The sequence below is a fragment of the Halobacillus sp. AWM4_238 genome (assembly GCF_056158265.1).
The window spans coordinates 1,002,570-1,024,186 of the sequence record NZ_JBSWSY010000002.1 but is presented as its reverse complement, the minus strand read 5'-3'; the positions used below and the strand labels follow the sequence as shown (position 1 = coordinate 1,024,186).

The window sequence follows — 21,617 nt, the reverse complement described above, 5'->3', positions numbered from 1 at the left end:
GGTATGGAACAGACAAAAACAGAATTAGCAAGAATCATTAGGGAACGTCGCTCCGTGAAGAGTGGTTATTTAGACAAAGATGTGCCAACAGAACTTGTAACTGAACTGTTGGACGACGCAAGATGGGCACCAACACACGGTCTACGTGAACCTTGGAGATTCATTTTCATTCCATCCCAAGAAAAAGAAGAATTCGTGGAATCCCTTGTTCAAACATTTCCTCGCGACATGCAAGAAAACCGCAGAAATTATTTCAGCCAACCGGCTGCATTTCTGATTGCGATTATGGATGAAGATCCGCGGCAAAAGCAGTGGGAAGAAAACTTCGGAGCAATCAGCAGCATGCTTCAAAACTTCCAGCTACTAGCCTGGGAACGCGAACTAGGGGTATGCTGGAAGACAAACCCACAAATCCACGAACCGAAAGTACGTGAACTCTTAGGCGTTCAACCTGGAGAAAAAATTGTTGGCTTTATCCATATGGGATTCTTTGAACAACAGCCAAAGCAAAAAACTCGTACTCCAATTGAAGAGAAGTTAACCATTTATAAAAATTAAAGCAAAGCACACCTTTCCCGCAAGGAAGGTGTGCTTTCTTTTATTGTAGAAAAACAAAAAGACGCCGATCCTGGCGCCTTTTCATCAATCTTTATACTTCATATCGTAGGCGATTAAAACGACATTCAGTTGATCTTCCAGCTCTTTTATTCGCTGCAGCTGATCTTTGGGTAATTCAGCATAATCAAAAGCCATCTCCAACGCCTCCTTCGTTTTATCCTCTGCTGATTCGTGTAGGAATATTCTAAAATGCGATGTAAATCTATCCTTTGTGGCAGACCTTAACAATAGACGAACACTTCATTATCCATTTATGATAAGAGTACGACCAAAAAGCAAAGGAGATCGTTATGGATTTTGTAGCTCTTGATTTTGAAACAGCTAATTCCTCAAGAGCTTCTGTCTGTTCCATCGGTATTGTGGAATATGAACAGGGCTCTATAAAAAGAGAATACTACAAGTTAGTGAAACCGAAGAAAAATTATTTTGCTCCCATCAATATCCGCGTGCATGGAATAACGAAAGGCGACGTGGTTGATGCTGAAGCGTTTGATGTGCTATGGGAGCGCGAAATCAGGTCATTGTTAGAAGGGAAATTTGTCGTTGCTCACAATGCTCAGTTTGATATGGGGGTGCTGCGTGCTGTACTAGATGAATACAACCTAAGTTACCCGATGCTTGCGTATAATTGCACCGTAAATATATCCAAAAAAACGTGGCAACTTCCTAAATACAATTTGAATATCGTTTCTAACCACCTCGGATTTTCGTTTAGTCACCACCATGCATTAGAGGATGCTAAAGCTTCTGCACATATCCTGATGTCCGCTAAAGAAGAACTAGGTGCATCAGATGCTAAGGACCTTGTAGACAAAACGGGGACTACGAACGGAATGATGTTCGATGGTGGTTATGAACCTGCGCGGATAAATAAAAAGAAACGTGCGAAAAAAGCACCTTCAGCTTCATATGTAGCCGCAACTGATCAGTTCGATTCATCTCACCCTTTTTATAACGCTGCTTTTGTCTTTACTGGCAAGTTAAAAGAGATGAGAAGGGATGAAGCGAGTCAAAAAGTGGTCGACTTAGGTGGAAAACTTCATACAAACATCGAATCAACGACAAGCTTTGTTGTGGTTGGCGAACAAACGTTCGAGTACTACAAAAATGGCACTAAAACGATCAAACTTGAGAGAGCAGAAACGTTACTAAGCCAGGGTTATCCAATCGAAATCATCCCAGAATCGCAATTTCTTGAATACTTAACACGTTCCTCCGTTTAATTAGGAGGAACGTGTTTTATTTTTTATATAAATGCCTTCGATCTTTTAATCGCTCAGGGTGTACCGACTTTGAATGCGGGGCTATCTTACCCAAATTCACACCTGCACCAAAATAATAAGATTGCCACACGATTTTTGTGCAATATTGTTCCTCATTCTTCTTACACAGAGGTGTCCATATCTTGTAGCTGGCTTGAGGGTGCTGTACTTGTAGGGTCTCCGCATAAGCAGCAGCAGCTTCACCAATGGTTCTGTTCTTAGCTGAAAAGATACGGATGCCGTTGAATTTGTTAAAATAGGCCTCCATTTGGTCTTGAACAACTCCAGATGGAATGGAGTGAATGACTTTATAGTTTTTAGCAACAATCCCTATATGACCTATATACCGCGATTCTTTTCTACCTATTGGAGAAAACAGCAAATCCCCAGGTGAAATGGGTATTTTTGTACCAGGATATAGGTGCTCACGCTCTTGAATCACTGGAGCCATGACCTTTTTCGGTTTTATGATCAATGCCAAAAAGAAAGTACTCAAAAAGAGGAGCAATTTTTTCATAAACATCTTCCTTTGTGTTCTTTTACCTTTATCCTAGCTAAAATCATTCCAAATAACAAAGAGGAAGTGCTAAATATTACCCATCAGAACATACGTTCGGTATAATGATAAAAAACGAACAGTGGGAGGGTTTTTGTTGAGTAGACCATTACGAAAAAGAACGATGTCTAAGACGGAAATAGGGGAAATGTATAAGTCTGGTGCAAGTACGACCAATATTGCTAAAAGAGCGAATGTATCCCCGGATTATATTCGCATTGTGTTAAAGGAAATAGGGGTTCCATTAAGGCCAAGAGGCAGCTGGAAAAGGAAATTCAAGGTGAACGAAGACTATTTTAAAACGTGGTCTAACAACATGGCCTATATCTTAGGGTTTATTGCAGCAGATGGAATGATCTCAGGTCACGCGCAATTAATTAGCATAGCCCAAAAAGAAAAAGAGATATTGCTCGATATTAAGAGTGAATTGGAGTCTAGTCATCCCATTACAAGAAATGAACGGACAGGTGTTCATATGTTGAATATTGGGAGTAAAATACTTAAAGATGATCTGATTCATTTACATGGAATCACACCTAAAAAATCTTTGTCTTTGAAATATCCAAAGGTACCAAGCGAATACCAGTCGCATTTTGTAAGAGGTTTTTTTGATGGTGATGGATGTGTTTACAAAGACAAATACTTTATCAATATTGTAGGTGGTTCTGAACCATTTATGATGGGATTAGTCAATGTGCTTGGAGCAAATGAAAACGCTAAAAACAAAACCATGTGATGAAACGGTGAGGCTTTATGTAAGTGGTAAAGAAAATGTAGAAAAGTTCTTTAATTGGGTTTATAACGAAAAAGATCTGCATTTACAACGAAAATATAGAACATTTTTAAAAGTTACTAAGCTAACTGAAAAAGAAGGGGCATTGAAAACCCCTTCTTTTTGTTTTTAAAATTCTAGTCGACATAATATTTATTATACTAAGTCGTTTTAGAAACCTTTATTATGTCTCATTACAAAAGTATACTCATGATAGTGAGACAGAATAGAATTCATTCCTGCACAAATTATTTGATCTCTTGTAATTCCAATTATGTATAGTTTTACATGATTAATAAATTTTCCACTTTAGCAATCATCGTCCAGCTACCATTCTTTGTTTTATCCTCAATCATCACTTTCCGTAGCTTTGATCACCTTAGTAATAAATTTAAGTACCATTAGTATTTCAAATGCTGCTTCTTTGTTTTTTTGACCATCTTCATACTATCGAACTTCAACTGGGCATTTATTTATGTTTGCATTTCAAATTTGTCCTTTATGTATATCCATCACCAGTGATACATTACATTTCACTGGACTCACTAAGTAATTCTGATAATTTCTTTGCATGAACGCCCTTACATTGTTCATTGGATTAGAACTTCGATGATTACGTTCTTTAAATGGATACTTATAAGTTTCAAAGCTCATTTTTAAAATTTTTTCCATTACTTATGTTGCACATCCTTCGTTATCCCTCTACCCCTGAGTAAATGGATCATCGTCTTTGCACTTTATCTTGTGCCGCCTATTTAAAATGGTATTTTGACTTATTGATTGTTTTTTCAGAATATTTCGGAGTTGCTACTAAGTATGAATAGAAATTATTAATCAAGTGCGGATTTTACGGGGGTCGGAACGTATGTTCTGTTATTGATTGTGGGTCCTTGTATTTGGAGTTACTACTAAGTCTTCAATTGGATTGAAGCAAAAGAAAAGTCACAGAGCGTTTACTCTGTGACTTTAACCTTTGATTTCTTTGACGTTGTCGCCGCTTGCTCTTCATACACCTTTAACGTCTTGTAATAATACTCAAGGATCTGCTCAGAGGGTTTTTGCCAACTATACTTTTCCGCCTCTTTACGGGCATTCTTACAAAGCCTTTGATATAAATCCTCATCTTCCAGCCTTTGGATTGCTTGAATCATACTTTCTGTATTCTCATTTTCAAACAATAGCCCAGTCTCCCCATCTTCTACTTGTTCCATCGTCGGGCCGCTCTTTGCAGCAATTACAGGCAGCCCGGATGCCATAGATTCCAAGATGACAAGGCCCAGGGTCTCTGTCACTGATGGGAAAATCAATGCATCAGAAGAAGCGAAAGCTTGAGCAAGCTCATCTCCGTGCATAAGTCCAGTAAACACCGTATTGGTCCCTTCGAACGTTTCCTCTAGTTCATCTTTCACAGGTCCATCTCCTACGATGGCAAGAGAAATATCGTCTCTCTTTTCCAACAACGGCTTAATTTTATGAATTTCTTTTTCCGGAGCCAGTCTACCGACGAAGACAAGCAGTTTGTTCTCCTTTTTGCCCCCGGACAATCGCTCCCTCATCTCTTCGCTTTTATGTCGAGGATGGTAGTGATCGACAGCGACTCCACGGTCCCAGACACTTACATTATGGAAGTTCTTATCATCCAGCTCCCTCTTAATGGCTCTTGAAGTACACAAGTTTACATCGGCATAGTTGTGTAATTTTCTAAAATACCACCAAACCAGGGGCTTGAACGGGTATAACCGGTAGTAATCCAAGTATTTAGGAACGTGAGTATGATAAGAAGCAATTAACGGGTAATTCAGTTTATCAGCATAATAGACACCTGAGACCCCTACAAGAGCAGGGTTAACCACATGGACGAGGTCAGGGTCATGCTTTTGAAGCAAATCCTTCACTCGTCGCTGTGGTAAACTGAATTCTCTATACCTGTAAAAAGGCATTTTTGTCGTTTTAACCCCTTCGACGATCGCCCCTTCATATTCCGTCACACCAAAGTCTGGAGCAATGACGACGACCTCATGATCTTGGTTTCGCAAGTATTTGATGGACTCTTTCAATCGTGTGACGACTCCATCTGTTGATGGTAGGAATGTTTCTGTAATGATGGCGATTTTCAAAGCGGAAAACTCCTTACTTCCAAGTGATTGACGGCAATACGTTCTCTTCGATGATACGGTTTTTATTTTCGATTGCAGTACGAAGAATGTCACGGATGACATCATCAGTTAATAAGTGAGGCTCAAGACCAAGATCACGCAGTTTTGTATTCACGGCGTTGTAATAGTGGTCTTCATTCTCGATACGTGGGTTTTCAATCTTCTTCACTTGTGCATCGAGACCTTCTTCATTCGCAATTTTTTGAACGCGGTCGGCAAGATCCTGAACAGAGAACCACTCGGTAAATTGGTTAAACACACGGAATTCACCTTTGTCTGCAGGGTTTTCTGCGGCGATCTCCACACATCTTACTGTGTCTTCAATATTCAAGAACGCGCGTGTCTGTCCTCCTGAACCATAAACCGTAATATCATGACCAATTGCAGCCTGGTTGACGAAACGGTTCAGAGCCGTCCCGAATACTCCATCGTAATCCACACGGTTCACGAGCATCGGGTCAAGACGAGTCTCCTCTGTATGTAAACCGTATACGATTCCCTGGTTCAAATCAGTGGCACGGATGCCCCAAATTTTACATGCAAACATAATATTATGGCTGTCATGTACTTTGGAAAGGTGATAGAAAGAACCTGGTTGTTTAGGATACGGAACGGTGTCCTTCCGTCCTTTATGTTCGATTTCAATATATCCTTCTTCGATGTCAATGTTAGGTGTGCCATATTCGCCCATCGTACCAAGCTTGATCAGGTGGCATTCTGGAGCAAATTCTTTAATTGCGTAAAGAACATTCAAGTTCCCCATAACATTGTTCGTTTGTGTATAAATCGCATGCTCACGGTCGATCATTGAATATGGTGCTGAACGTTGTTCAGCGAAGTGAACGAATGCTTCAGGTTCCGTTTGACGGAATACTTCGCTAAGAAAATCATAATGGTTCAAGTCACCAATGAATGTTTTAATTTCTTTCCCGGATACTTCTTTCCATTTCGCTACCCGATCTTCTAAGGATGCAATCGGTGTAACTGAATTTGAACGAAGTTCATCATCATACTTTCTGCGTACTAAGTTATCTACGATGGTTACATCATGTCCTTGTTTGGATAGGTATAATGCCGTTGGCCAACCGCAAAAACCGTCTCCCCCTGCTACAATTATTCTCATAATCTACCTCCTAGTTACGTCTTGCATACTCGTATTCCATTATAGAATGACTCTTTTGACTATTTATGGTCTTACCGATCGCCCTTCATACAAAGACGGTCCAAAGTCAAGGTCTCTACGTTTTTGACTTTACCATTAATTTAATTTTGAAACAATTAATTCTTTGTTAAACCATCGATTCTATGTAGAGATATGCATGTGTGAGACCTGAAACCTATGTACCCCAAATAAAGAACGCTTCAAACCTACTTTACAATAAAAGCCTGCAGAACAACAAGTTCTGCAGGCTTAACGATCATCTTTCGTCTTGTTGACTCTCTGGAGCAGAGGTATCTTCTTCCTCAACCTCTTGATCTTCTTTGGTAGCAGCCGCTTCGTCCATCTCATCACCAGAAGCAGAGCCAAATTCATGCACAGCTCCTCTTGATACGTAACTTTCAAGCATCGCTTTCAAATCCATGCCTGTCGTTTCTTTCAGTGATTCCTGAATACCAAGCATGGTTGATGTCACGCTGTTCGCTACCTTCGCAGAACCTCCACGTGAATCACTTCCGCCCATATCGATGACCTTCATGTCTTTAATCTGACTGATCGGAGCCGATACTTTCTCTGCATAATCCGGCAAGACTTTAATGAGCATTTCCATGATAGCCGCTTCACCGTAATGTTCCATAGCTTTTGCCATACGTTCTTTCGATTCCGCTTCAGCGATTCCTCGTTGACGAATGACTTCCGCTTCAGATTCCCCTTTAATCCGTTCATTATCCGCTTCAGCCTGGGCACGTTTGGTTACTTCATAAGCTTCAGCATCAGCAATAGAACGACGGCGTTTGTTTTCTTCTTCTTCCAATTCGACCGCTCTCTGTTTTTCAATGTACTGTACTTTCAACTCTTCTTCCTTGATTTGCTGGGCAAGCTTCTGCCTTTCCAATTCCCCTGATTGGTCTGCATTCGCTTTCGCGCGGTTCGTCTCTTTCTGGAATTCTGCTTCCTTGATGTCTTTTTCCTTTGTCGATGCCGCAACCGCAGTCAAACGGCGGTTTTCTTCATCCTGTGCTTCCTGGTCGTTTTTCGCCTGATAAATGCGAGTTTCTTTCGTTGCATCCGATTCTGCCATGTTTGCTTTCTTCTGTACCTCGGCAATATGAGGACGACCCAGTGCATCGATGTATCCATTCTCGACATCCACATCCTCAACATCATTCAAAGCAAAAGAAGTGATTTCAAAACCCATGCCTTTCAAGTCGGATTCAGCAATCTTTTTCACTTGAGTGTTGACTTCTTTGAAATCGTTATAAATTTTTTCAATTGGAAGCGATGCAATGATCGAACGCAAGTGACCATTGAGTACATCTTTCAACTCCGATTCTCTTTCGTTCTGCTTCTTTCCTAGGAACTTCTCTGCAAAATTGGCCATAATCTCAAGCTCACTGCCAATGCTGATGACAGCCGTACTTGCCACTCGGACCGGGATGCCTTCCTTCGTGTATGCTTTGTCTGAATTGACTTGTAGCTGAAAAGAAGTCAAATCGATCGGTGTTGCTGTCTGGAACATTCGCAGGCGGTACCCTCCACCACGAATGATTTTTACTGACCGTCCATTATCGTCTTCGAATACATTCTTTTCTTTTTCCGGATCTCCAAGTTTCGGACCTGTCACAATCAACGCTTCATTGGAACTGGCTGTCTTGTACCGCATACGGAAGATAATAAAGGTAATGATTCCTCCAATAAGAACAACCGCTCCAATAATACCTAGAATTAACAAAAATAATGCTCCTTCAAACAAATGACCACTCCTCTTCATTTCTCCCTAATTATGTAACAAAAGGGGTTATATTACATAACGATTACACTCTATTAAAGTTTCAGGAAATTTTCAATGTTCGACAAATATTTTTATGGAAAAAATATCTCCACATTCAATCACTTCGATCATTCCGTTATAATAGTAGTGAGAACATTCAGAAAAGGAGGAACATCCATGACTACATACTCCAATGCATGGACACCTACAGCAGAACAGAAAGAAACGACCCGCTTATACCAATGGATGAACAAGCACGGCTACAGCGATTATGATGCCTTTCATTCGAAATCCATCGAGGATATTGAATGGTTATGGGAAGAAGCGGCTCAAGAGCTCGGAATTGAATGGTACACCCCGTACAAAAGGGTACTGAATCTCTCCCGGGGATCTATGTATCCTGAATGGTTTGAAGGCGGGGAACTGAATGTCGCTCATTTAGCCCTTGATCACTGGGCGACCAATCCGTCTAAAAAGAATGACATCGCTCTTTACTGGGAGGGAGATAACGGACAAACAGCTTCCTACTCCTTCAGAGATTTACAAAAAGAAGTGGACACGGTCGCTCACGGACTCGAGAGCTATGGGATCACAGAAGACGATATCGTAACATTATACATGCCGATGCTTCCTGAAACACTCATTGCTATGCTAGCCATATCAAAAGTAGGTGCCATATTCTCCCCTGCCTTCTCTGGTTACAAAGCAGACGCTGTCGCTACAAGGATTCAGGCAAGTAAATCAAAAGCACTCATTACAGCGGATGGCTTTTACCGAAGAGGAAAAACCATACCTATGAAAGAGGAAGCCGACCTTGTAGCTGAGCAGTGCCCATCATTAGAACATGTTTTTGTCGTTGAACGAATAGGTGCAACAGAAAGCTGGGATGAACATCGAGACGTTTGCTGGAATGATTTAAGGAAAAAAGAAAGCGATTACAAAGCTAAGATAAAAAAAGCGAATGACCCTTTTATGCTCATTTACACCTCAGGCACGACAGGAACACCAAAAGGAGCTGTTCATACTCATGCAGGATTTCCAATAAAGGCTGCCTTTGATGCGGGCATTTGCATGGACGTCACGAAAGAAGATACATTGTTCTGGTACACGGATATGGGATGGATGATGGGGCCTTTCCTCGTGTACGGGGGATTGGTCAACGGTGCATCGATCGTCATGTTTGAAGGTACACCTGATTACCCTGCCCCCGACCGTCTATGGGAGCTTGTAGAAAAGTACAAGGTGAGCCATTTAGGGATATCCCCTACCCTTGTCCGCTTAATGATGAAGCATGGGGAAAAATGGATCGAAAAACATGATCTAAAGTCATTAAAACTTATCGGATCTACAGGAGAACCTTGGAACCCTGAACCGTGGCATTGGCTATTCAAGCATGCAGGGCATTCCCGTATACCCATCTTCAATTATTCAGGCGGTACTGAAATTTCTGGTGGAATCCTCGGAAATGTACTCGTCAAACCCATTCAACCAGTAACCTTCAATGCTGCTCTTCCTGGTATGAATGTCGATGTCTACAATGAAAAAGGGCAGCCTCTTGTCAATAAAGTTGGCGAACTCGTTATCAAATCCCCATGGGTTGGGATGACGAAGAGCTTTTTTGGAGATGACGAACGGTATGTAGATACCTATTGGAGTCGTTTCCGTAATACATGGGTCCATGGGGATTGGGTAACGAAAGATGAGGAAGGTTACTATACCATTACCGGACGATCAGATGATGTCTTAAACGTGGCTGGTAAACGACTGGGCCCTGCGGAAGTGGAGTCCGTCCTTGTTGAACATTCAGCCGTTCTAGAGGCAGGAGTGATTGGAGTGCCGCATGAGGTAAAGGGAGAAGAGCCCATCGCCTTTGTCGTCCTGCATAATCATCATAACCCTGATGATGTAAAGGAAGAATTAACGATGCTCTTGAATCAAAAACTAGGCAAATCTCTCGCACCAAAAAAGATCTATGTCGTCGATGACCTTCCAAAGACAAGGAACGCCAAAGTGATGAGACGCGCCATCAAATCTGCGTACTTAAATAAGTCCAGCGGTGATTTGAGTGCACTTGAAAATCCGAAAAGCGTCCATCAAATCCGGAACATCGGTCATAACGTTTCATCATCATGATTAAAAATGTCATGAGGTTCTGTCACACATCCTTTAGTCTGAATCTTAATCCTAAAAAAAGGTTCCCGGACGATTAAAGTCCGGGAACCTTTTGGTTACACGGGATATACGCCGTGTTTTCTTTCAGTAAACAAAACACCTTTTGTTTCGTAGGCATCATACCGAGTAGAAAGCTCTTCGCGCAGTTTATTCGGCTGAACGATGTCATCGATGACCATCTCTGAAGCGAGACGATAGATGTCGATGTTTTCTTTGTATTCATCATGTTTTTCTTTAATGAAAGCTGGCCGCTCTTCTTCAGGTAGAGCGGCAATTTTATTGGCATACACAGCATTCACAGCCGCTTCCGGCCCCATGACAGCGATTTGTGCAGTAGGTAGGGCGAGACATGCATCGGGCTCAAACGCCGGTCCTGCCATCGCATAAAGCCCTGCTCCGTAGGCTTTCCGAACAACGACAGAAATTTTAGGAACGGTCGCTTCACTCATTGCAGAAAGCATCTTCGCCCCATGGCGGATGATCCCTGCCCGTTCGACTTTAGTACCGATCATGAATCCCGGGATATCCGCAAGGAAAAGAAGCGGAATATTGAAAGCATCACAAAGCTGGATAAACTTCGCCGCTTTATCTGCAGAGTCTGGGAAAAGGACACCACCTTTGGCTCTCGGTTGGTTGGCAATGATTCCGACAGGTCGTCCTTCTATTCTCGAAAGACCAGTAATGAGCTCAGGAGCAAACTTTTTCTTGATTTCACAAAAAGAGTCATCATCAATGAGACGGTCGATCAACTGATACATATCAAACGGAGCATTTTGGTTTTTCGGAATCAGTTCTTCTACGCTTTTTTCAAATGGCGCAGGTTCTCTCGACTCTGACTTTTTCGGGAGTTCTCTGTAGGACTGTGGGAAATAGGTTAAATATTTTCTAGCAAATGCAATCGCATCACTTTCATCTTTTGCCAAAACGTCCCCACAACCAGATACCGAACAGTGCATATTCGCTCCGCCCATTTCTTCAAGCGTCACTTTTTCACCAATCACTTTCTCTGCCATACGCGGAGAACCTAAATACATCGAGGCATTGCCATCCACCATAACGACGATATCGCAGAAGGCAGGTATGTAAGCCCCGCCCGCTGCGGAAGGTCCGAAGAGCAAGCAGACTTGCGGCACACGGCCGGATAATTTGATCTGATTATGGAAAATGCGCCCTGCACCGCGACGGTTAGGAAACATTTCTACCTGATCGGTGATCCTTGCACCTGCTGAGTCGACGAGGTACAGCATCGGTAGATTCAGTTTTAACGCGGTTTCCTGGATGCGTATGATTTTCTCAACCGTCCTCGCTCCCCACGACCCCGCTTTTACCGTTGAATCGTTGGCCATCACACATACTTTTTCACCGTTGATCCGACCGATCCCTGTAACGACGCCATCGGCAGGAAGAGTCCCGTCCTGGCAATTAGCAAAAAAAGCGTCCTCAATATCGATGTTGTCATCAAACAAAAGCTGGAGACGTTCGCGAACGAACATTTTCCCTTTTTCTGCGTTTTTGCTATGATATTTTTCAGCACCACCAGAAGCTATTTTCTTTGCGCGTTCTTCTAACGTTTCATTTGTAGGCATCGTCTTTTCCACCTTCTATTCTCCTTTATATTCCGGCTTCCTTTTTTCCTTAAACGCTTGGAGACCTTCTACCCGGTCCTCGGTTGGAATGGTTTGTTCATAACAGGCACGCTCGATCTCAAGACCTGACGATAAATCCGTATCATATCCTTGATTGATCGCTTTTTTCGCCTGTTTCATAGCGATTGGACCATTACGTGCGATGCACGCAGCTAAATCCTTCGCTTCCTCCATAAGAAACTGAGGTTCATAACTATATTCGACAAGACCTAGAGAATAAGCACGGTTTGCTTCTACCGGCTTAGCAGAATAGATCATTGCTTTAGCCTGACCGATTCCGATAAGTCTTGATAGACGCTGGGTACCACCCGCTCCAGGAATAATAGCGAGAGATGTTTCTGTCAGTCCTACTTTCGTCGACGTGCTCATCATCCGTAAATCGCAGGCAAGCGCAAGCTCTAATCCTCCACCAAACGCAACACCATTGATAACAGCGACGGTTGGCACATGGATGTCTTCAATCATCCGTACCGTATCCCCAATTTTTCTTACCGTCTGGATGACTTCTTGTTCACCCATTCCCCGGCGCTCTTTTAAATCCGCACCTGCACAAAAGGCTTTGTTTCCTTCTCCCGTTATTAGGACGACCCGGATTTCCTGACGGCGATTAATTTCATGCGTTTTCTCTTGAAGTTGATCTAGCAACTCAGTAGACAACGCATTAGCTGCATCGGGCCGATTCAACTTCAGCAAAAATACGTGTGGGGAGAGTTCTTCTAACGTGACCAATTCCTCCATCCGTTACACCCTTTCTTTATTCACCACCTGCATTTGATGACTCGGCAGCGACTTGTTCAATATCTGCTGGATATAAACAGCCGCTTCCTTGAGTTTCTTTTCATCTAGTCCTGTTTCGATGCCCATTTGATGGAGCATGTGCACAAGATCATCTGTGGCTAAGTTTCCGGAAGCGCCTTTAGCATACGGACAGCCACCAAGCCCTCCAAGAGAAGCATCAAACGTCGTGATGTTATGCTGCATAGAGACGAGGACGTTGGATAAGGCCATCCCTCTCGTATTATGAAAATGCATAGCAAGCTTATCGAACGGGAGCCACTGCTTCCATTCGTGCAGCGCTTGATCAACTTGTTTTGGATTAGCCACACCAATGGTATCTCCAAGCGACAGTTCATCAATGCCCATATCTAGCAAGCGTTCACTGACCCTTGCGACCTGGTCTGTAGCAATAGTCCCTTCATAAGGGCACCCGAAAACTGTAGAGACGTACCCTCTGACGCTTTTCCCTTCCAATTTCGCTTCCTGAACGACTTCTTTAAGAACCGGATAGGTTTCTTCAATCGACTTGTTGATGTTTTTTTTGTTGTGCGTGTCTGAAGCAGACATGAATACAGAGACTTCATCCACGTTTGTCTCAATCGCCGCTTCCAGTCCTTTACGGTTTGGGACAAGTGCAGCATAGGTGATTCCTTGTTTCCTTGATATCCTCGTGGCCACTTCTTTGGCATCTTTTAACTGCGGGATCCACTTCGGATGAACAAATGAACTGAATTCAATATATGAATAACCTGCTTCAGACAAAAGATTGATCCAGGCAACCTTATCTTGAAGCGGTACTTCTACAGATTCATTCTGTAACCCATCCCGCGGACCGACTTCTTTGATAGTGACTTTTTCAGGCCATTCCAACATAAGAACCTCCTGTTTATTCGATAATGGCGATGACGTCTCCTTCGTTGACGAAATCCCCTTCACTCACTTTCAATTCTTTGACTGTCCCTGATGTTTCTGCTGGAATCGGAATCTCCATTTTCATAGATTCCAGGATGGCGATGTCCTCCCCATCATTCACCTGATCCCCTTCGTTTGCTACTAATTTCCATACACTACCTGCCATGGATGCTTTGATTTCTGTCATGATTGTTCCTCCTTAATGATTCGTCAATGTTGGTAGATAATAGTTTTCTACAAATGTGGTTTTCGTTTCGCCTTCTTTGAACTTCTCATGCGTGATAACACGCTTCAGCATCATCAAGTTGCATTTGATGCCTTCGATCTCATATTCATGAAGAGCCTTTGTTAATCGTTCAATGGCTTGTTCACGGTTCTCTCCATGAACGACGAGTTTTGCAATCATAGGGTCGTAGAATGGCGTCACTTGTGAATCGCCTTCTACGGCTAATTCATGCCGTACGCCTGGGCCATCGGGCAGCACCATTTTCGTCAATTTTCCTGGTGAAGGATAAAAGGTATTCGGATCTTCTGCATAGATTCTAACTTCAATCGCGTGTCCGTCGATGAACAAATCTTTTTGTTTGATGGATAACTTTTCTCCATCCGCTACGCGCAGCTGTTGTTCGACAAGGTCAATTCCGGTGATTTGTTCCGTAACGGGGTGCTCGACTTGTAAACGTGTATTCATTTCAAGGAAATAGAAGTTCTCTTCATCATCCACAAGAAATTCGATTGTACCGGCATTGGAATATCCAAGAGAAGCTACGGCCTTAAGGGCACTTTCTCCCATTTTTTCTCGCGTTTCCTCAGATAGAACCGGTGATGGAGCTTCTTCGACGACTTTTTGGTGCCTGCGTTGGATGGAACATTCTCTCTCAAACAAATGAACGGCATTTCCATGACGATCAGCAAGCACTTGAATTTCAATATGACGCGGATGCTCAATCAATTTTTCAATGAACATTTTCCCGTCACCAAAAAAGGCCTGCGCCCGTTTAGAGTTGCCTTCAAAAGCTTTTTCAAGCTCGTCATCGTTGTAGACCGCCTGCATGCCGATGCCCCCGCCTCCGGCAGCTGCTTTCAGCATGACGGGATAGCCGAATTCACCCGCGATTTTCTTGGCATCGTCTGTGTTCTCCACCGCGTCTTGTGTTCCTGGGATGATCGGAACTCCGGCCGCTTTCATTTCCGCACGAGCCGCAATCTTATCTCCCATCTTTGCAATAACATCCGCATCCGGTCCGATAAACGTAAGGCCGGATTCTACTGTTCTTTTCGCGAACTCAGCATTTTCACTCAATAGACCGTATCCCGGGTGAATCGCTTCTGCTCCGGAATCTTTGGCTACTTGTAAAATTTTGTCCACGTTTAAATATGATTCATTGACGCGCGGCTTACCGATCAGATAACTTTCGTCGGCCATTTGTACGTATGGAGCGTGTTGGTCGGCTTCCGAATAGACAGCGACCGTTTGAATGTTCAATCGTTGACACGTCCGAATGATACGGGAAGCAATCTCTCCACGGTTGGCAATAAGAATTTTTTGAAACATCAAGGATCACCTCTGTTTTAGGATTTTAAGTTCATCATTTCAAGCGCATGTTCCCGAAGTCTGAACTTCTGAATTTTTCCGCTCGCTGTCATCGGGTATTCGTCCGTGAAACTTATATAACGGGGGATTTTATGCTTCGATATTTTCCCTTCACTGAATCCTCTGATATCACTTTCAGTTAGTTGTTTGCCTTCTTTTGGAATGATCCATGCCATGATTTCTTCCCCGTACTTTTCATCAGGAACTCCGACCACTTGGACGTCAAGAATATCCGGGTGCTGATACAAGAATTCTTCAATTTCTCTCGGATAAACGTTTTCGCCACCGCGAATGATCATATCCTTCATTCTGCCTGTGATTTCGATGTATCCGTTTTCATCCATGACCGCAATATCTCCTGTATGAAGCCACCCATCCGGATCAATCGCAGTCACCGTGGCTTCTTCATTTTTGTAGTAACCTTCCATGACAAGGTATCCCCTCGTACAAAGTTCACCAGGAATCCCCGTCTCGACTTCTTCGCCTGTCGCCGGTTCGATGATTTTCACCTCGACGTTCGGATGAGCTCGACCGACGCTGCTTACGCGTAAATCAATCGGATCATCCGCTTTCGTTTGTGTAATCACAGGGGAGGATTCCGTCTGTCCGTATGCGATCGTGATTTCCTCCGCTCCCATATCCTCAATCACACTCTTCATCACTTCCATCGGACATGTGGATCCCGCCATAATTCCCGTTCGTAATGTTGTAGGCTTCAAGTCTTCATATTCCGGATGATTCAATTCAGCGATGAACATGGTAGGTACGCCATGGAGAGCGGTGCAGTTTTCCGCTTTCACAGCCTGCAGTACTTTTTTCGGATCGAATTGCTCCAGAATGACCATCGTTGAACCTTTGGAGACCGCTGCCATCGTTCCTAACACACATCCGAAACAGTGGAAAAATGGAACAGGGATACAAAGACGATCGTCTTCTGTAAGGCGCATGCAATCGGCGACCTGGTTTCCATTGTTTACGATATTGTAGTGACTCAACATGACCCCTTTGGGAAACCCTGTCGTCCCGGACGTGTACTGCATGTTGATTACGTCACGATGATGGAGGGAATCTTTTCGCTCTCTCAGTTCCTCGTCATTCACAGTCATCCCCATATCAAGGATATCCTGCCATGAATAACACCCACGGTACGATTTGTCACTCAATACGACGACATTTTTTAAAAACGGGAGGCGATCGCTTTGAAGATCTCCTTTTTCAGAAGTCTCAAGTTCCGGACAGATTTCTTTCAAAATATCAATATAAGACGTTCCTTTGAAGTCTTCAGCCAGGATCAAGGTCGACGCATCGGATTGCTTCAACAGATATTCAAGTTCTTGTGCACGATAGTTCGTATTGACAGTGACAAGTACGCCTCCCATTTTTCCGGATGCGAACTGAGATTGAAGCCATTCCGGCTTGTTGTCAGACCAAATGGCCACATGTTCCCCTTTTTCAATGCCGAGAGCCATAAACCCTTTGGCTACTTCATCGGTCATTTCATTAAATTCACGATAGGTTCTTCTCAGTCCTTGCTCTGGATAAACGAATGCTTCATGGTCAGGATAAGCTTCTGCCTGATGCTCTAACAATTCACCAACCGTCTGCTCTAGTAGGGACATATCATTTCCTCCTTGTTTAATTCTTTAACAACCTAACTGACGAGCAATGACCAAGCGCTGGATTTCCGATGTTCCTTCACCGATCTCGAGGAGTTTCGCATCACGCAGAAAACGCTCGACTTCGTATTCTCTCATGTATCCGTAACCGCCATGAATTTGAATGGCCTGGTTCGCCGAGCGGAAAGCCGTCTCTGAGGCAAACAGTTTGGCATACGCTGATTCTTTCGTGAAATTCCTTCCTTGATCTTTCAGCCAGGCCGCTTTTAGAACCATATTACGAGCGAGTTCCACTTCCATAGCCATATCAGCAAGCTTGAACTGAATCGCCTGGAATTTCGTAATCGGCTGACCAAACTGCTTCCGTTCTTTCGCATAAGCGAGCGCTCGATCCAATGAGGCCTGAGCAATCCCTACAGCAAGGGCAGCGATGGATATCCGACCTCCATCCAACGTATAAAGGAATTGCTTGAATCCTTTTTCAGGATCGCCAAGAATGTTTTCTTTCGGAACTTTTACATCTTCTAAAATAATTTCAGATGTGTTCGACCCGCGGACGCCCATTTTGTCGTACGGACTCGTAATCTTCATCCCAGGGGTATCTTTTGGAACGATAAAAGCGGAAATGATGTTCTTTCCGTCGTCGCGTTTTCCCGAAACAGCCGTAACGGTGATGGACCTCGCATATTCAGCATTTGTAATCCAGCACTTTTCGCCATTGATGACATAGTGGTCACCTTTCAATTCGGCACGCGTCTTCGTTCCTCCTGCATCGGAACCAGCATTCGGCTCTGTCAATCCAAAAGAAGCCAATCCTTCTCCTTTAGCGAGTGGTGTTAAGAACTCACGTTTCTGTTCTTCGGTCCCGAAATAATAGAGGGGACTCGCTCCTAATGAAACAGCAGCGGCGTAACTGAGACCTGTGGAACCACAAACCCGTCCGATCTCTTCAACAGCAAGAGCATAAGTGATCGTATCTCCTCCAGATCCGCCATACTCTTCCGGGAATGGGATGCCAAGGAGTCCGAGCTTACCCATTTCATCGAAAATATCCTTAGGGAATTCACTGTTGATGTCAATTTCCACAGCTCTTGGGGCGATCACATTTTCTGCAAAATCACGGACCATCTTCCTTGTCATTTCCTGTTCTTTCGTTAAATCGAAATTCATATGATTCCTCCTTAGGGAAATAAAGACCGACTGGTTGGTCTGTTGTCATGATAAAAATAAATGAAAGCGGTTACTTACTTTCATAAAAAAAAGGAACTTTCAACATATGATCGAAGTATTCACTGTCTGCTTTCCCTGGTAGCAAAAAGTGCAGAACCAGGTCAGTAAAAACTTCTGCAATTTGATCGATGGTGTAAGTCCCATCCCTGCGGTACCACTTATAGATCCAGTTGACCATGCCTAATATCGCCATTCCTGTGATCTCAAGCGGCAGTTCTTTACGAAAGTGACCGGATTGTTGACCCTCTTCAATGACGTTGAATACCATACGCTTAAATTCATCGCGCTTTCCTTTGATCTCTTCCTCGTACGCAGGTTTTAGATAAAGGCTTTCCTGATAAAACACGGAGATATGTGGCTTATACAAGTCAAACACATGAACAAAGGATTGAATGATCGCCTGGACTTTCGGTATAGGTGAAGAGTGAGTCACGTTAGCGGCCTGTGCTTCTTTCAATACATATGTAATAAATGTGTCGTGAATGACGAATAGCAGTTCATCCTTTGACTGAAAGTGATGATAGAAGCCGCCCTTGGATGTATTGGTTTGCTGGACAATCTGTTTAACCGTGACGCCGTGAAAGCCATGGCGGTCGAACAACTCTAGTGATGTCTGGATAATCTTCTCTCTCAAATCGCTCATACATCATCTCCCATCTGCTGAATATACACTCATTTTATCACATTTTTCTGAAAATACAACGGTTTAAAGAATGACATCAACCTTATACCTTTCTCCTTGGGCAAGATCTATGAAGGCATTCGGTCGATCATCGGATTTGCTATCAGGTGCTTTCTTTAACAGGGAGAGTAGAAATTACCATTCGTTTTGGAGTTCTTCCTGAGAAAAAAGACTGGCTCCCTTCTAAACAAAAAGCCCTCTGAAATCAGAGGGCTTTTCATGATTATTGATTATTGATCGGATTCTGTTTCAAACGGAACACGGTAGACCGGCTTGATCCACGCTTCTTCCGCTTGTCCTTTTTCTTCCGTATCCAGCACATAAGAACCGTTGCTGTATCGATCGTTCGCTTTAAAGTCCATCGTGTTGACGACGATAGTTTGCTGTTTTTCAGTCATAATCATCACTTGATCATCCCTGTTAACAAGATGCACATCCACCAATTGATGCGGGTTCTTTTTCAACTCTCTTAACATAAGGACTCCGCGCTTGGCTCGGGATGTTCGTTCAAACTCTTTCAACCTCATCCGCTTCACCGCAGCACGGTGGGTGGTGAGGAGGATGGAAGGATCTTCGGATGCCTTGAACAATTGTCCAGATACAACCTCATCGTCTTCTTTCAAGTTGATTGCTTTTACACCTGCCGCTCTTTGACCGACCGTGTTGACATCCTCTTCATGATACCAAAGACCATAAGCTTTCTTCGTAGCAATAAACAAATCAGAGTGTCCATCTGTTTTGTGGACATCCACCACTTCATCATCATTTTTCAGATTAACGGCAACGAGCGCCTTGGAATGACGCTGAGCCTGATAGAGCTGCAACTCACTCTTCTTCACCATTCCATTTTTCGTGAAGAAGATGAGATACTCCTCTGATTTGAAGTCCCGGACAGGGATGGCCTCCACAATGTATTCGTCCTTCTCCACCTGCACGATATTTGAAATGTACTGACCGAGGTCTTTCCACCGGATATCCGGCAGCTTGTGAACAGGTAAGAACAAATATTTTCCGAGGTTCGTGAAGAGTAAAATGGTATCTGTCGTATTGATTTCAAACAGACCTAACAGGTGATCGCCGTCTTTCAATGCGAAATCTTCTCCGTTTGACGCCGCATAGGAGCGGAGGCTTGTCCGTTTGATATACCCGTTTTTCGTCACGGAGACGAGGACATCTTCACTCGCTACCGTCACTTCAAGGTCTACTTTCAATTCTTCTACCTTTTCCTCAATTTTCGTCAAACGATTATCGTTGTATTGTTTTTTCATGGAACGTAGGTCCGCTTTGATGACTTTCATCATTTCATTCTCACTCGATAACAGCTTTTCTAAGTACTCGATCTGTTTTTTCAGTTCTTCCGCTTCTTTTTGCAACGCTGTAATATCCGTATTCGTCAAACGGTACAGCTGCAAGGTAACAATCGCTTCTGATTGTTCTTCTGTGAAGTCGTAGCTTGCGATTAGCTGTTTTTTTGCATCTGCTTTGTCTTTGGAGCTGCGGATCGTTGCAATGACATCATCCAATATGGAAATCGCTTTGATCAGGCCTTCCACAATGTGAGCGCGAGCCTTCGCTTTATTCAAATCATAAATGGATTGCCTTGTGACTACTTCCTTTTGGTGCTTGATATAAGCATCCAGCATCATTGGAAGACTCATTAGGCTCGGTGTTCGTTCATGAATGGCGACCATATTGAAGTTGTAAGAGATCTGAAGGTCGGTATGTTTGTAAAGGTAATTGAGAACTCCTTCACTGTTTGCATCTTTCTTCAGATCAATCACGACCCGGAGTCCGGTACGATCTGTTTCATCACGGACTTCAGCGATTCCTTCGACTTTTTTATCGATTCTCAGTTCATCCATCCGTTTGACCATGCTTGCTTTGTTCACTTCAAAAGGAATTTCGTCAATGACGATTTGTTCCCGTCCCCCGCGCTGTTCTTGAATTTCAGCGAGTCCGCGCAAGACGATTTTCCCTCTTCCCGTTTCGTAAGCTTTCTGGATGCCGTCGACTCCTTGAATGATTCCGCCTGTTGGAAAATCAGGCCCTTTTAACTTGGTCATCAGCTCAGGAACAGTGGCACCAGGTTTATCAATCTTCATGATTACCGCATCAATCACTTCCCCGAGGTTGTGGGAAGGAATCTCAGTCGCATAACCCGCGGATATCCCTGTAGAGCCATTGACAAGAAGATTAGGAAACTTTGCAGGAAGAACGGTCGGTTCATCAATGGTATCGTCAAAGTTCGGAATAAACTCTACCGTCTGTTTCTCTATATCCCTTAGCAGTTCAGAGGAAATAGCAGAAAGTCTAGCTTCTGTATAACGCATAGCTGCAGGCGGATCCCCATCAACGCTTCCGTTATTTCCGTGCATTTCCACTAAGGACTTTCTCACTTTCCATGTTTGACTTAAACGGACCATCGCATCGTACACGGATGTATCTCCGTGAGGGTGGTAATTACCAATGACGGTACCGACTGTTTTTGCGGACTTCCGGTATGCTTTGTCGTGGGTATTCTTTTCCTGGTGCATCGCATAGAGGATACGCCGTTGTACAGGCTTCAGCCCGTCCCTGGCATCAGGGAGGGCACGTTCCTGGATGATGTATTTACTATATCTCCCGAAGCGGTCTCCGAGAACTTCTTCTAATGGTAAATCTAAAAACTTCTCTGCCTCTGCCAACAGAAGGTCC

Annotated in this window: 17 protein-coding genes; 4 read left to right on the top strand and 13 right to left on the bottom strand. The window is 43.5% G+C overall.

What is annotated here, in order from left to right:
* Positions 1 to 3 precede the first annotated feature (3 nt).
* A complete protein-coding gene (locus tag ACXACN_RS05210) occupies positions 4 to 558 on the top strand; it encodes a nitroreductase family protein (RefSeq protein WP_474962833.1) in 555 nt (184 codons plus the stop codon).
* Positions 559 to 908: 350 nt separating this feature from the next.
* Positions 909 to 1,841: an exonuclease domain-containing protein gene (locus ACXACN_RS05205; RefSeq protein WP_474962831.1), complete on the top strand. Its 933-nt coding sequence runs from the start codon at positions 909 to 911 to the stop codon at positions 1,839 to 1,841.
* Positions 1,842 to 1,857: 16 nt separating this feature from the next.
* Here the strand turns inward: ACXACN_RS05205 and ACXACN_RS05200 are convergent, their stop codons facing one another.
* On the bottom strand, positions 1,858 to 2,397 hold the full coding sequence (locus ACXACN_RS05200; RefSeq protein ID WP_474962829.1) for a hypothetical protein: 540 nt from the start codon (positions 2,395 to 2,397) through the stop codon (positions 1,858 to 1,860).
* Positions 2,398 to 2,533: 136 nt separating this feature from the next.
* Between ACXACN_RS05200 and ACXACN_RS05195 the strand changes: the two genes are divergently transcribed.
* Positions 2,534 to 3,172: an LAGLIDADG family homing endonuclease gene (locus ACXACN_RS05195; RefSeq protein ID WP_474962827.1), complete on the top strand. Its 639-nt coding sequence runs from the start codon at positions 2,534 to 2,536 to the stop codon at positions 3,170 to 3,172.
* A gap of 989 nt (positions 3,173 to 4,161) precedes the next feature.
* Here ACXACN_RS05195 and ACXACN_RS05190 read toward each other — a convergent pair.
* The 3 genes from ACXACN_RS05190 to ACXACN_RS05180 all read right to left on the bottom strand — a co-directional run bounded on the left by ACXACN_RS05190 (position 4,162) and on the right by ACXACN_RS05180 (position 8,276).
* Complete coding sequence (locus ACXACN_RS05190; RefSeq protein ID WP_474962825.1) at positions 4,162 to 5,325, bottom strand: glycosyltransferase family 4 protein; 1,164 nt, start codon at positions 5,323 to 5,325, stop codon at positions 4,162 to 4,164.
* A 13-nt stretch (positions 5,326 to 5,338) separates the two neighbouring features.
* Complete coding sequence (locus ACXACN_RS05185; protein ID WP_474962823.1) at positions 5,339 to 6,487, bottom strand: NAD-dependent epimerase/dehydratase family protein; 1,149 nt, start codon at positions 6,485 to 6,487, stop codon at positions 5,339 to 5,341.
* Positions 6,488 to 6,782: 295 nt separating this feature from the next.
* Positions 6,783 to 8,276, bottom strand: a complete 1,494-nt coding sequence (locus ACXACN_RS05180) for a flotillin family protein (RefSeq protein ID WP_474962821.1) — start codon at positions 8,274 to 8,276, stop codon at positions 6,783 to 6,785.
* Between the two features lie 195 nt (positions 8,277 to 8,471).
* On the opposite strand from ACXACN_RS05180, the gene ACXACN_RS05175 reads away from it, so the two are divergent.
* Positions 8,472 to 10,427 carry an AMP-binding protein gene (locus ACXACN_RS05175; RefSeq protein WP_474962819.1) on the top strand — a complete coding sequence of 652 codons (1,956 nt, stop codon included), beginning with the start codon at positions 8,472 to 8,474 and terminating at the stop codon, positions 10,425 to 10,427.
* A gap of 95 nt (positions 10,428 to 10,522) precedes the next feature.
* On the opposite strand, the gene ACXACN_RS05170 is transcribed toward ACXACN_RS05175, so the two are convergent.
* The 9 genes from ACXACN_RS05170 to parC all read right to left on the bottom strand — a co-directional run bounded on the left by ACXACN_RS05170 (position 10,523) and on the right by parC (position 21,607).
* Positions 10,523 to 12,052, bottom strand: a complete 1,530-nt coding sequence (locus ACXACN_RS05170) for an acyl-CoA carboxylase subunit beta (RefSeq protein ID WP_474962817.1) — start codon at positions 12,050 to 12,052, stop codon at positions 10,523 to 10,525.
* 15 nt (positions 12,053 to 12,067) lie between these two features.
* Positions 12,068 to 12,850 (bottom strand): enoyl-CoA hydratase, encoded by a 783-nt coding sequence (locus ACXACN_RS05165; protein WP_474962815.1) that lies wholly within the window; start codon positions 12,848 to 12,850, stop codon positions 12,068 to 12,070.
* Positions 12,851 to 12,853: 3 nt separating this feature from the next.
* Entirely contained in the window at positions 12,854 to 13,762 is a 909-nt protein-coding gene (locus tag ACXACN_RS05160; protein ID WP_474962814.1) for a hydroxymethylglutaryl-CoA lyase, read from the bottom strand.
* A 13-nt stretch (positions 13,763 to 13,775) separates the two neighbouring features.
* On the bottom strand, positions 13,776 to 13,988 hold the full coding sequence (locus tag ACXACN_RS05155; RefSeq protein ID WP_474962813.1) for an acetyl-CoA carboxylase biotin carboxyl carrier protein subunit: 213 nt from the start codon (positions 13,986 to 13,988) through the stop codon (positions 13,776 to 13,778).
* A gap of 12 nt (positions 13,989 to 14,000) precedes the next feature.
* Positions 14,001 to 15,356, bottom strand: coding sequence for an acetyl-CoA carboxylase biotin carboxylase subunit (locus ACXACN_RS05150; protein ID WP_474962811.1), 1,356 nt, complete (start codon positions 15,354 to 15,356; stop codon positions 14,001 to 14,003).
* Positions 15,357 to 15,373: 17 nt separating this feature from the next.
* The gene (locus ACXACN_RS05145; protein ID WP_474962810.1) at positions 15,374 to 17,014 is read right to left on the bottom strand and encodes an AMP-binding protein; all 1,641 of its coding nucleotides are present in this window, start codon (positions 17,012 to 17,014) and stop codon (positions 15,374 to 15,376) included.
* A 24-nt stretch (positions 17,015 to 17,038) separates the two neighbouring features.
* On the bottom strand, positions 17,039 to 18,181 hold the full coding sequence (locus ACXACN_RS05140; protein WP_474962808.1) for an acyl-CoA dehydrogenase: 1,143 nt from the start codon (positions 18,179 to 18,181) through the stop codon (positions 17,039 to 17,041).
* A 70-nt stretch (positions 18,182 to 18,251) separates the two neighbouring features.
* Positions 18,252 to 18,884, bottom strand: coding sequence for a TetR/AcrR family transcriptional regulator (locus ACXACN_RS05135; protein WP_474962807.1), 633 nt, complete (start codon positions 18,882 to 18,884; stop codon positions 18,252 to 18,254).
* Positions 18,885 to 19,153: 269 nt separating this feature from the next.
* On the bottom strand, positions 19,154 to 21,607 hold the full coding sequence (gene parC / locus ACXACN_RS05130) for a DNA topoisomerase IV subunit A (protein ID WP_474962805.1): 2,454 nt from the start codon (positions 21,605 to 21,607) through the stop codon (positions 19,154 to 19,156).
* Positions 21,608 to 21,617: the final 10 nt, after the last annotated feature.